Origin of the sequence: Rhizobium sp. ZW T2_16, assembly GCF_044987325.1 — a bacterium.
Taxonomy (GTDB): Bacteria; Pseudomonadota; Alphaproteobacteria; order Rhizobiales; family Rhizobiaceae; genus Neorhizobium; species Neorhizobium cellulosilyticum.
Window position 1 is genome coordinate 127,545 of record NZ_JBJDRG010000004.1, and the last position, 12,103, is coordinate 139,647.

Here is a 12,103-nt window from a genome sequence, read left to right on the forward strand (position 1 = left end):
GATCCGGCATGGCACCGAACAAATGCTCGGTCAGCGAAGGCTTCATACCCTCGAAAGACAAAAAAGCCCCGTCAGCATATCGGCTGGCGAAGGCTCAATCTGTCATGCTGCGTGAGCAGGCCTTGCTTTGCGTCGCGCCCTAAACCAGACAAAACCGACGACAAGCAGCAATGCGGCAACCGCGCCCGCCCCCATGCCGATCCTTGCCAGCTGAACGATATTCGACTTCGGTCCGCCCTCGCGAAGCACCTGAACCTCTTCCGGCGTCACGGTCAGCTTATCATTGCCGTATTGAGCCAGAAGATAGTTCGAAAGCGAGGCAACCTCGACATTGTTCAGCTGCACGACGGCATTCGCCTGATCGCCGAAAGGCGGCATGAAGACATGGCCGGCTTCAGTATGGCGGTCAACGCCGTTGAGGATGGCGGAGATGACATTGATCGAGTTGTCACCTGCCGTCGCGGCATTGTGGAACAGGCTCGGATAGTAACCATCCTTAGTGCCCTGGGCATAGTAGCCATGGCAGGAGGCGCAGTTGGCGGCAAAGATTTGCGCGCCGGCGTGATCACCCTTCAGTCCGTCGGCATAGTTCTTGCCCCGGAAAGCGGCCATGTCATTGCCTGCTGAACCCTTGTCGAAGCGGGTGATGCCCGATGCCTGCCCGGCATTGGCGGAGGGAACGCTGCGCACATAGGTGGCGATCGCGTTCAGGTCCGCATCGGTCAGGTGCTGGAAGGAGTAGCTGATGGCTTCAGCCATGCTGCCCGCCGCCTGCGCCCTGTTTTCCAGCTTGCCGGTCTTCAGGTAGGTGACGAGATCCTCCTGGCTCCAGGAGCCAATACCATGCACCTTGTCATTGGTGATATCCGGCGCATACCAAGCGCCGACCTGACCGCCGGTCAGGTTGAGGCTCTTCTGTTCCTGCATGAAGACGCCGCGCGGCGTGTGGCAGGTGCTGCAGTGCGCGGCACCCTCAGCCAGATATTTGCCGCGGTTCCATTCGTCCGACTGGCTCGGATCATCCTTATGTACCTCGTTCGGACGGAACAGCAGGTTCCAGCCCATCATCGAGGCGCGGATGTTCATCGGAAATGGCAGGCTCGTTTCCGGAGCCTTTTCGTCCACCGGCTCGACGCCCTGCATGAAATAGGCATAGAGCGCATTGATGTCCTCGTCCGTCATGTTGGAATAGGACACATAGGGCATGGCCGGGTAGAGGTTTGCGCCATCTCCGCGAACACCCTTGCGAACTGCGTCGGCAAACTGGGCTTGCGAATAGTTGCCGATGCCGAACTGCCTGGAGGGGGTGATGTTGGTCGACATGATCGTGCCGACCGGGGACACCATGGATAGGCCGCCGGCCATCGGCTTGCCGCCGTCATGGTTGGTATGACAGGCAACGCAATCGGAAGCGGTCGCCAGATAGCGGCCCTTCTCGATCAGTTCCTTGGAGAATTCCTGTGCTGCCGCCGGTGCCAGCGCAACAAGGGCAAGCGGTGCCGCGAGGGCTAAGGATTTTACGGTCTTCATGATCAGGCGCCCCGCATCTGTTCGACAATGGCGTCGCCAGCCTTGAGGGCAAGCGCGGTCATGGTGATGGTGCTGTTGCCGCAAGCACCGGCTGCCATTGCGCCGCCACCGGGGATGAACAGGTTTTCGTGGTCATGGGCGCGGCAATCGACATCGACAACCGAGTTGGACGCATCCTTGCCCATTATGGTGCCGCCCATAATGTGCTTGCTGTTGTTGTATTTCGGGCTGATCTTGATATCGATCGCACCCATGGCCTCGGCAATCTGCTTGCCGATCGGCTGAGAGTAGACTTCCCAGCATTTGCGGACATAGTCGCCGACATCATAATTGATCGACGGTTTCGGAAGGCCGAGCCAGTCTTTCTTGTCCGACAACGTCAGGCGATTATTCGGGTCCGGCAGAATTTCGTGAGCCGCGACGATATCGGCGGTGCAGGCCGCCATGCGCCGGATTTCTTCGTCCAGCGCCTTGCCGACCAAGCCCTTCTTCAGCGCCGCGAATGTGACGAACCGGTTGCGGGCGAAGTTGTTGTAGCGGAAATACGCGCCGGCATGTTCGGAGCGGAACGCGCCTTGCGAGGTTTCCATGATGCCCGAATTGACGACCGGGCCGATGCCAGACCAGAAAGGCTCCTTGGTGGTGACCGTGAACGTGCGGGCCGGATGGTCCATCATGTTGCGGCCGACCTGATCGGAGGAATTGGCAACCCCGTTCGGGTTGCGGTCGTCCTGCGACATCAGAAGCAGTTTCGGGTTTTCCAGACCGTTGCAGGCGAGCACGAAGAGCTTGCCGGTAATGCGGTGGCTTTCCTTGTGCTGGTCGTAGAAGTGAACCGCCTCGATCTTGTTCTGGGCATTCGTCTCGACCTTATAGACGACCGAGTCGACCAGCAGCGTCGCGCCCTTCTTTTCGAGGCGATGCAATGCGGTTTCCGCATCATACTTGGCGGCGACGGGACAGACGGGAACGCAGTTGTTGTTGGCGCAGCAGGCAGGACGGCCATCATAGGGCATGCCGCTGTTGCGGGCCTGCGAGACGGGAATGTTATTGTAGCCCAGCGTCTTGACGACTTCGGTGAATTTCACTTCGCCGGGTGAAAACGGCAATGCCGGCATCGGATAGGGTGCCGAGCGGTCGCCTGTCTGCGGCCATTGCTGCGAGCGGTCGGACGGGCCGCAGATGCCGAGCTTGTGCTCAGTGCGGACGTAATAGGGTTCCAGCGTGTCGTAGTCGAACGCCCAGTCGCGACCAACGCCGTAAAGCGAATTCAGGCGCATGTCCTCTGGCGTCAGGCGCCAGGAGGTGCCGGCCCAGTGCCAGGTCGAGCCGCCCGCGTAACGAATGAAGGTCTGGTCATAGGCGTCAGGCCCGGTAAACTGCAGATAGGCATCTTCCGGCTTCTCTCCGCCCATCGGATGCGGCGCCCAGGGCCGCGACGGATAGGCGACCGATGTATCGCCCTTCACGCCAAGAGGAGCGTTGCGCCAGTTTTCGACCACTTCGGCGCGCGTGACGCGCGGACCGGCCTCGATCATCAGCACGGAATGACCTGCATCGAGCAGCTGTTCGGCAATCACGACGCCGACGACGCCCGTTCCGACGATGACGACGTCGGCACTATTCTTGGTAACCATGGGGAAAAGACTTTTCTTCGCTGGATTTCGTCAGAAGCGCGGCATCGGCGCCGAAAGCGGCAAGTTGGGCCGGGTCCACAGGTTGGGACCGGAAATGCCGTAGGAGGGGATGGTCAGAATATCGCTGGTCGTCTTGAAGGTCAGCGCTTCTTCATAGGTAAAGACGGTTGCATTGCGCTTCTCGGAGGAACAGCCGCTATACCAGGCAGAAATCACCCAATGGGCAAAATCCTTCAGCTCGCCATCGGGAATATCGCCGAAGAAATCTTCGACCTGCGCCGCATTTTTCTTCTCGGCGATGGCGATGATCGCATCGAGCATCTGCGGAAGGTTCTTGTATTCACCGCTTGCCGTATCAACGATACGCGCGCCGACAGCCGGGCTGAGCTGGTGCTGAATCAGCAGGTTGGACAGTTTCATGAACTGTCCCTGCGTGCCGGCATCGACGGCCGCCAGCGAGAGGGTGGGACAGAGCGTTGCGGCAATGCTGCCGGCAAACAGCGTCGCACCGCCGAGCAGAATGCCACGGCGCGACATCGTCAACGTTCCGTTGAGGTCTTTCGACTGTCTAGTCATCGTTTTCCTGACCATGGGGAAAAAGAGGCTGATGCCTCCGGGGTGAAAGCTGCGGCCGTTAAGGCGCGTTGCGTGTGCGCGAAATGTCGGGCAAGTTTCGTCGCAACCCTGCTCCCCATCGTGTCAGAGGTGGGGATATTGAGGGCGGAAGCGGGACAATGAATCGCGGACATGCAACAACAAAAAAGGCGCGAGTGAACACAATGACGCTGTCGCTAGACAGCGCGGTCCTCCGCCGCACCGAATTAGTTGGATAGCTGATTATCAGCTACGCCACCAATTGATAATTGTCAATCCGGCAAAAGGAGGCACACCGGCGTGATCGTTACTGCTCATGAAATCCTGCATTCGCACGGTATTCTGCTGCGACGCTGCCAGCAGGTGGCGCTCGCCATGTTCACGCAGGAGGCAGGCGATCTCGGCTTTTCTCCCACGCAATACAGTGCGCTGGCCTTTGCCCATATCGAACCCGGCATTCACCAGAATACGATGGGGGAACGGATCGCACTCGATCGCTCATCCGTTACCAAGTGCCTGGAAGGTCTCGAAAGCCAGGGTTTCGTTCGCCGGGAAGTCGATCCGAGCGATAAACGTGCCCGCCTGATATACATCACCCCGGAAGGCGAGGAGATGCTGCAGCAGGTCGCCGCCGCCGCACGACGTGCACGCAAACGATTCCACGCCGCCCTCGGCGAGGCTGAGTTCGGCCACCTCATGGATCAGCTGAGCGCGTTCAGCCGCGTGCTGGAAGAGCCAGAAGAGGGAAAGTAGCGGATAGGATCACGCCCGGCGGGTAAGGCAGCGCGAGACGCTATCCTGCCAGCCGGCGATTGCCGTCTTCCTCTCGTCATCCGCCATTTCCGGTTCAAAACGCTTGTCGCGTTTCCAGTGGGCAGAAAACCCTTTCGCATCCGGCCAGACCCCGGCACGGGAGCCGGCAAGCCAGGCGGCACCGAGCGCCGTCGTCTCCAGAAGCTCCGGCCGGTCGACCGGCGCTGCCAGAATGTCTGACAGGCGCTGCATTGTCCAGTTGGAGGCAACCATGCCGCCATCGACGCGCAGCACGGTCGTCGCGCCGTGGCCCTGCCAGTCCTTCTTCATCGCTTCGAGAAGATCGTGAGTCTGGAAGGCGACGCTTTCGAGCGCCGCATGGGCGAATTCCGCCGGGCCGCTGCTGCGGGTGAGCCCGAAGATCGCGCCACGGGCCTCCGCATCCCAATAGGGCGCACCCAGCCCGGTGAAGGCCGGCACCATGTAAAGCCGCTGTTTCGGATCCGCCTGCCGCGCCAGCGCACCGACTTCCGACGCAACCTTGATGAAACCGAGTTCATCGCGCAGCCATTGCACGGCGGCACCGGCAATGAAGATCGAGCCTTCCAGCGCATAGGTCGTGACGCCGTCGAGACGGTAGGCGATGGTTGTCAGAAGACGGTTGGAGGATGTGACGCGATCCGTGCCGGTGTTCAACAGTGCAAAGCAGCCGGTGCCATAAGTGGATTTCAGCATGCCGGGTTCGAAGCAGGCATTACCGATGACGGCCGCCTGCTGATCGCCAGCAACGCCGAGGATCGGGATTTCAGCGCCGAATATCGACCTGTCCGCCACCCCAAAATCCGCCGCACAATCCTTGACCTCTGGAAGCATGGCGCGCGGGATATCGAGAATGCCGAGCAACTCGTCATCCCAGTCATTATCGCCTATATTATAGATCAGCGTACGCGAGGCATTTGTGGCGTCGGTGACATGCGCCTTCCCGCCGGTGAGCTTGTAGATCAACCAGCTGTCGACCGTGCCGAAGCACACGTCGCCACCTTCGGCGCGGGCACGCAGACCCTCGACATTGGAGAGCAGCCAGGAAAGTTTTGTCCCGGAGAAATAGGGATCGAGCAGAAGACCGGTCTTTTCAGTGAAGGCGGCCTCAAGCGCCCTACCCTTCAATTCCTCGCAAAGTCCGGATGTGCGGCGGTCCTGCCAGACGATCGCCGGATGCAATGGCTTGCCGGTATTGCGGTCCCAGACGACTACGGTTTCACGCTGGTTGGTGATGCCGATCGCCGCGATATCAGCGGCCGAGATTTCGGCCTTCTCAATCGCCGTGCGGGCTGTGGCAAGAACGCTTTGCCAGATTTCCTCAGGGTCGTGCTCGACCCACCCGGAGGCCGGAAAGAACTGGGTGAATTCCTGCTGGCCAAACCCCTTGATCGCCATGTCGCCATCGAAAACGATCGCCCGGCTGGATGTCGTGCCCTGGTCGATGGCAAGAATATACCCACCCATAAATCCAAACTCCTCCAGATATTCCATAAGAATCGGCCATAAAAACCGGGGCGCGATATCACGCCCCGGCATTTCTCATATAGGCCTTTAGGCGGCTATTTCTGCCAGCTTTTCACCAGTTCGTCGTAGTTGACGGTGATCGGCTTTTCCTTCTCGTTGGCGATCTTCAGCTGCGGCGCAAGGTTGCCCTTGGAGACCGCATCCTTGTTCCAATATTCGAGATCGTGTTCCTCGGCGAGCTTTGGCCCCATCTCGCCCTGAACGCCGGCGCGTTCCAGGCGCTGCAGCACCTTTTCCTGCTCGGCGCACAACGAATCCATTGACGCCTGTGCAGTCTTGGCACCCGAAGATGCGTCACCGATCGCCTGCCACCAGAGCTGTGCGAGCTTCGGATAGTCCGGGATGTTCGTACCGGTTGGCGACCACTGGACGCGGGCGGGCGAGCGGTAGAACTCGATCAGGCCGCCGAGTTTTGGCGCACGATCGGTGAAGGACTTGTGGTTGATCGACGAGTCGCGGATGAGTGTCAGGCCGACATGGCTCTTCTTCACATCCACGGTCTTCGATACGACGAACTGTGCATAAAGCCACGCCGCTTTGGCGCGATCGTCCGGCGTGGATTTCAGAAGCGTCCAAGAGCCGACGTCCTGATAACCGAGCTTCATCCCATCCTTCCAATAGACGCCATGCGGCGATGGGGCGAAACGCCATTTCGGCGTTCCGTCGTCATTGACCACCGGCAGGCCCTTCTTGACGAAATCCGCCGTGAAGGCCGTGTAGGTGAACATCTGCTGGGCAACCTCACCTTGGCCCGGCACCGGACCGGATTCGGAGAAGGTCATGCCGTTTGCGGCAGCCGGCGCATAGGCCTTCATCCAGTCCAGATATTTCTGGATGGAATAGACTGCGGCCGGGCCGTTGGTGTCGCCGCCACGGGCAACGCAGGAGCCGACCGGCTGTGATTTCTCGTTGACCTTGATGCCCCATTCATCGACCGGAAGACCGTTCGGCAGGCCCTTGTCGCCGTTGCCGGCCATGGAAAGCCATGCATCGGTGAAGCGCCAGCCAAGCGATGGGTCCTTCTTGCCATAGTCCATATGGCCATAGACCTTCTTCCCATTCACCTCGCGACCAGTGAAGAATTCGGCAATGTCTTCATAAGCAGACCAATTGACCGGCACGCCGAGGTCGTAGCCGTATTTAGCCTTGAAATCGGCCTTGTTCTTCTCGTCGTTGAACCAGTCGTAGCGGAACCAGTACAGGTTGGCGAACTGCTGGTCGGGTAGCTGGTAGAGATCGCCATCCGGTGCGGTGGTGAATTTCAGACCGATAAAATCCTGAAGATCGAGGCCGGGATTGGTCACGTCCTTGCCTTCATTCGCTATCCACTTGGTCAGCGAACGGGCCTGCTGGTAACGCCAATGGGTACCGATCAGGTCCGAGTCGTTGACATACGCGTCATAGACGTTTTCACCCGACTGCATCTGCGTCTGCAGTTTTTCGACCACGTCGCCTTCGCCGATCAGGTCATGGGTGATCTTGATGCCGGTGATGTCACTGAATGCCTTGGCGAGAACCTTGGATTCATATTCGTGCGTGGTGATGGTTTCCGAAACCACCTTGATGTCCATGCCGGCAAAAGGCTTTGCCGCATCGATAAACCACTGCATTTCCTTTTCCTGCTCGGCGCGGGAAAGCGAAGACTGTTCGCCGATTTCCGCATCAAGGAATTTCTTGGCGGCCGCCATATCGGCATGGGCCGCACCTGTCATTGCCAGCAGCATGACTGCCGTCGTCGTCATAAGATGCCGTCGCATATCTAGTCCTCCCGGTTGATGCGATTGCAGTTCACTTTAGTCCTGGCGGCTGGACCTCCTCCCGCCGCCCTATTGTCTTGGCCCTAAACGAAACGGAATACGCCGATCGCGTAAACCACCGACAAGGCCAGAGCCCACCACAGGCTGGGGCCTCCAAGACCCAGCCATGCGAGATGAATGAAAGCGGAGCCGAGCAGCGAAACGAACAGGCGGTCGCCCCGCGTCGTCTCGAAGCGCAGGATGCCGACGCGCGGGCCGCCGCCCGGCGAGAAATATTCCCACGCGCCCATCGCTGCGATGAGCGCGAAAATGGTGATGAAGAAGATCGCTGTCGGCAATGTCCAGGCCATCCATGAGAAGCTCATCGGTCTCTCCTTCTCAGACGCGGCCGAGGGCAAAGCCCTTGGCGATGTAGTTGCGGACGAAATAGATGACGAGCGCACCCGGAATGATGGTCAGCACACCGGCCGCCGCCAGCACGCCCCAGTCCATGCCGGAGGCAGAAACGGTGCGGGTCATCGTCGCGGCGATCGGCTTCGCGTCGGTCGTCGTCAGCGTGCGGGCTATCAGCAGCTCGACCCACGAGAACATGAAGCAGAAGAAGGCGGCGACGCCGATGCCGGACGCAATCAGCGGCATGAAAATCTTCACGAAGAAGCGCGGGAAGGAATAACCGTCGATATAGGCGGTCTCGTCGATCTCCTTCGGCACGCCGGACATGAAACCTTCGAGGATCCAGACCGCCAGCGGCACGTTGAACAGGCAATGCGCGATGGCAACCGCGATATGGGTGTCGATCAGGCCGAAGGCCGAATAGAGCTGGAAGAATGGCAGCGCGAAAACGGCAGGCGGCGCCATTCGGTTGGTCAAAAGCCAGAAGAACAGGTGCTTGTCGCCCAAAAACCGGTAGCGCGAGAAGGCATAGGCTGCCGGCAGCGCCACGAGGACGGAGATAACCGTGTTCATCACCACATAGATGATCGAGTTGATATAGCCGTTATACCAGGCCGGATCGGTGAAGATGACGGTGTAGTTTCTAAGCGTCGGATTTGTCGGCCAGAGCGTCAGTTGGCCCAAAATCTCGCTATTGGTCTTGAAGCTCATGTTGACGAGCCAGTAGATCGGCAGAAGTAAAAAGATGATGTAGATCACCGGTATCAGGAAGCCGAAACGGGCGCCGCTGCTGTTGTTGGTCATGGCGTTCTCCCCCTCACTTCTGCTCTGCATCGCTCTGCGTCATCACGGTGTAGAACACCCATGACAGCAGAAGGATGATCAGGAAGTAGATTATCGACATGGCTGCCGCCGGTCCGAGATCGAACTGGCCGATCGCCATTTTCACGAGATCGATCGACAGAAATGTCGTTGAATTGCCCGGCCCGCCGCCGGTAACGACGAAGGGTTCGGTATAGATCATGAAACTGTCCATGAAGCGCAAAAGCACGGCGATCAGCAGTACCCGCTTCATCTTCGGCAACTGGATGTAACGGAAGACAGACCAGCGCGATGCGCCATCGATGCGAGCCGCCTGATAATAGGCATCGGGGATGGAGACAAGGCCGGCGTAGCAGAGCAGCACGACGAGGCTCGTCCAGTGCCAGACATCCATGACGATCACAGTCGCCCAGGCATGCGTCGGGTTCTGGGTATAGTTGTAGGAGATGCCGAGCGAGTTTAGAAAATACCCCAGAAGCCCGATATCGACGCGGCCAAACACCTGCCAGATCGTGCCGACAACGTTCCATGGAATGAGCAGCGGTAGCGCCATAAGCACGAGGCAGACGGGAACGCCCAACCCATGTTTCGGCATGTTGAGCGCGATCAGGATGCCGAGTGGCACTTCGATCGCGAGGATGACAGCCGAGAAGATCAGGTTGCGCCAAAGCGCATCCCAGAAGCGAGGTGATGTCAGGATTTCGACAAACCAGTCGGTGCCTGCCCAGAAGAACTGATTGTTTCCGAACGTATCCTGAACCGAATAATTGACCACGGTCATTAGCGGAATGACGGCGGAAAACGCGACCAGCAGCAGGACCGGCAGAACCAGAAACCAGGCTTTGTTGTTCCAGGTCTTGTCCATGGTCAGCCCTCCTGTCCTACACGCCAGCTATCGGCAAAAATGCCAATCGCCTGCTTTTCGAATGTCACCTTCGCGTCGGCCGGAATTTCGTCATCCTCGGGCACAACGATCGAGATCGGCTGGCCGCAGAAAGAGGCGCGGACGATCTTCTGGCGGCCGATATCCTCCACCTTGTTGATGGTGATCGGCATGCCTTCGCGGCCGAGCTTTATGAACTCCGGGCGGATGCCGAGTTCGATACGCCCCTGGGCCTTCAGCGCAGGGGCGGCGGAAAGGGCGATATTCTGGTCGCCGATGCGCGCGGTCGCGCCATCGATGGCTGCGGACATGATGTTCATGCCCGGCGAGCCGATGAAATAGCCGACGAAGGTGTGACTCGGTCGCTCGAACAGTTCCGCCGGCGTACCGATCTGTACGATCTGGCCGTCATGCATGACGACGACCTTGTCGGCAAAAGTCAGTGCTTCGGTCTGGTCGTGGGTGACATAGACCATGGTGAAGCGCGACTGCCGGTGCAGGCGCTTCAGCTGCGAGCGCAGCACCCATTTCATATGCGGGTCGATCACCGTCAGCGGCTCATCGAACAGGATGGCGTTGACATTGGCCCGCACCAATCCGCGGCCGAGCGAAATTTTCTGTTTCTGGTCGGCCGTCAGCCTTTGCGCCCGGCGCTTGGCCATGCCGGCAAGATCGGTCATTTCGAGGATTTCGTTGACGCGTTTTTCGACTTCCGCCTCCGGCACCTTGCGGTTGCGCAAGGGGAAAGCGAGATTGTCGAACACCGTCATCGTGTCGTAGACGACCGGGAACTGAAAGACTTGGGCAATGTTCCGCTCCTCGGTCGAGAGCTGTGTGACATCCTTGCCGTCGAACAGAATTCGCCCGTCGGACGGTGTCAGCAGACCGGAAATGATGTTGAGCAGCGTTGTCTTTCCGCAGCCGGATGGACCAAGCAAAGCGTAAGCCCCGCCATCCTCCCATTCGTGATGGACTTCCTTCAGCGCATAGTCGCCGGCGGCCTTGGCCTTTTCGCTATAGGCGTGGCGGATATGTTCGAGCGTGATGCGTGCCATCTCGTCCTCCTCACGCTGCCAGTGGCGCGGCGATGAGCGCCTTGCCGGTCGATTGATCGAAAGCCATCAGGTGGCGACTGTCGAGATGTACCTCGAGGACCTGATCCTGCTCGATATCGTGAATGCCATGCGCAAGCATCACCCAGCGGCGACCGGCAAAATCGAGATGGATGAAGCTTTCAGATCCGGCGATCTCCGAGACCAGCGTGCGAGCCTTGAGCGGCGTCGTGTGGCCGTTGGCGGGATGCAGAAACAGGTGATGAGGCTGGAAAGCCAGCGTCACCGGCCCGTCCGCGATAGATGACAGATGCGGCGGCACCGGAATGACCGGCTCGCCGTCGAACAGGAAAGCGTTGCCGGAACGCGTCAGTGCAATCGTATTCAGCGGCGGATCGGCAAAGATTTCAGCGGTAACGAGATCGGCAGGCCGACGATAAACGTCCACTGTCCTGCCGAACTGCGTCACGGCTCCCTCATGCAAAGTCGCAGTATTGCCGCCGAGCAGCAGCGCTTCCGAAGGTTCCGTCGTGGCATAAACGAAGATCGCGCCGGAAGCGGCAAAGATTTTTGGTAGTTCCTCGCGCAATTCCTCGCGCAGCTTGTAATCGAGATTGGCGAGCGGCTCGTCGAGGAGCACGAGATTGGCGTTCTTGACGATCGCCCGCGCCAGCGCTGTGCGCTGCTGTTGACCACCGGAGAGATTAAGCGGGGTTCGGTCGAGATAGGGCGAAAGCTTCAGAAGCTCGGCGGCCTTCTTCACTTCACGATCGATGGTGGCAGCATCCTTGCCGGCGATACGCATCGGTGAGGCGATGTTTTCATACACGGTCAGCGCCGGATAGTTGATGAACTGCTGGTAGACCATCGCGACATTGCGCTTCTGCACCGGCATGCCGGTGACGTCAGCCCCATCGAAATGGATTGAGCCTTCCGTTGGCTTGTCGAGCCCCGCCATCAGCCGCATCAGCGACGTCTTGCCGGCAAGCGTCGGCCCGAGCAGGACGTTCAGCGTTCCCCGCTTTAATGTCAGGTCGGTCGGGCGAATGTGATATTCGCCCGCCACCGTCTTCGACACATTGCGCAATTCCAGCATATATACCTCGGGCCTCCCAA

At 59.3% G+C, this 12,103-nt stretch carries 11 protein-coding genes; 1 reads left to right on the forward strand and 10 read right to left on the reverse strand.

Going from position 1 to position 12,103, the window contains the following annotated elements; translation table 11 throughout:
• Positions 1-102: 102 nt before the first annotated feature.
• Genes ACI3K0_RS13495 through ACI3K0_RS13505 form a run of 3 tightly spaced genes read right to left on the reverse strand, consistent with a single transcriptional unit; the run spans position 103 to position 3,743 of the window.
• Positions 103-1,530: a c-type cytochrome gene (locus tag ACI3K0_RS13495; protein WP_404945427.1), complete on the reverse strand. Its 1,428-nt coding sequence runs from the start codon at positions 1,528-1,530 to the stop codon at positions 103-105.
• A gap of 2 nt (positions 1,531-1,532) precedes the next feature.
• Positions 1,533-3,167 (reverse strand): GMC family oxidoreductase, encoded by a 1,635-nt coding sequence (locus tag ACI3K0_RS13500; RefSeq protein ID WP_404945428.1) that lies wholly within the window; start codon positions 3,165-3,167, stop codon positions 1,533-1,535.
• A gap of 30 nt (positions 3,168-3,197) precedes the next feature.
• Complete coding sequence (locus ACI3K0_RS13505) at positions 3,198-3,743, reverse strand: sugar dehydrogenase complex small subunit (RefSeq protein WP_404945429.1); 546 nt, start codon at positions 3,741-3,743, stop codon at positions 3,198-3,200.
• A gap of 318 nt (positions 3,744-4,061) precedes the next feature.
• On the opposite strand from ACI3K0_RS13505, the gene ACI3K0_RS13510 reads away from it, so the two are divergent.
• Positions 4,062-4,514 (forward strand): MarR family transcriptional regulator, encoded by a 453-nt coding sequence (locus tag ACI3K0_RS13510; RefSeq protein ID WP_206827837.1) that lies wholly within the window; start codon positions 4,062-4,064, stop codon positions 4,512-4,514.
• Between the two features lie 9 nt (positions 4,515-4,523).
• Here the strand turns inward: ACI3K0_RS13510 and glpK are convergent, their stop codons facing one another.
• The 7 genes from glpK to ACI3K0_RS13545 form a co-directional block, all read right to left on the reverse strand.
• On the reverse strand, positions 4,524-6,020 hold the full coding sequence (gene glpK, locus ACI3K0_RS13515) for a glycerol kinase GlpK (protein ID WP_404945430.1): 1,497 nt from the start codon (positions 6,018-6,020) through the stop codon (positions 4,524-4,526).
• 95 nt (positions 6,021-6,115) lie between these two features.
• Positions 6,116-7,837: an ABC transporter substrate-binding protein gene (locus ACI3K0_RS13520; RefSeq protein ID WP_404945431.1), complete on the reverse strand. Its 1,722-nt coding sequence runs from the start codon at positions 7,835-7,837 to the stop codon at positions 6,116-6,118.
• Positions 7,838-7,920: 83 nt separating this feature from the next.
• Positions 7,921-8,202 carry a DUF2160 domain-containing protein gene (locus tag ACI3K0_RS13525; protein WP_206827840.1) on the reverse strand — a complete coding sequence of 94 codons (282 nt, stop codon included), beginning with the start codon at positions 8,200-8,202 and terminating at the stop codon, positions 7,921-7,923.
• A 13-nt stretch (positions 8,203-8,215) separates the two neighbouring features.
• Positions 8,216-9,034, reverse strand: coding sequence for a carbohydrate ABC transporter permease (locus ACI3K0_RS13530; RefSeq protein WP_148144669.1), 819 nt, complete (start codon positions 9,032-9,034; stop codon positions 8,216-8,218).
• A gap of 13 nt (positions 9,035-9,047) precedes the next feature.
• Positions 9,048-9,917 carry a carbohydrate ABC transporter permease gene (locus tag ACI3K0_RS13535; protein ID WP_148144668.1) on the reverse strand — a complete coding sequence of 290 codons (870 nt, stop codon included), beginning with the start codon at positions 9,915-9,917 and terminating at the stop codon, positions 9,048-9,050.
• Between the two features lie 2 nt (positions 9,918-9,919).
• Positions 9,920-10,990, reverse strand: coding sequence for an ABC transporter ATP-binding protein (locus ACI3K0_RS13540; protein ID WP_148144667.1), 1,071 nt, complete (start codon positions 10,988-10,990; stop codon positions 9,920-9,922).
• 10 nt (positions 10,991-11,000) lie between these two features.
• Positions 11,001-12,083: an ABC transporter ATP-binding protein gene (locus ACI3K0_RS13545; RefSeq protein ID WP_183685362.1), complete on the reverse strand. Its 1,083-nt coding sequence runs from the start codon at positions 12,081-12,083 to the stop codon at positions 11,001-11,003.
• Positions 12,084-12,103: the final 20 nt, after the last annotated feature.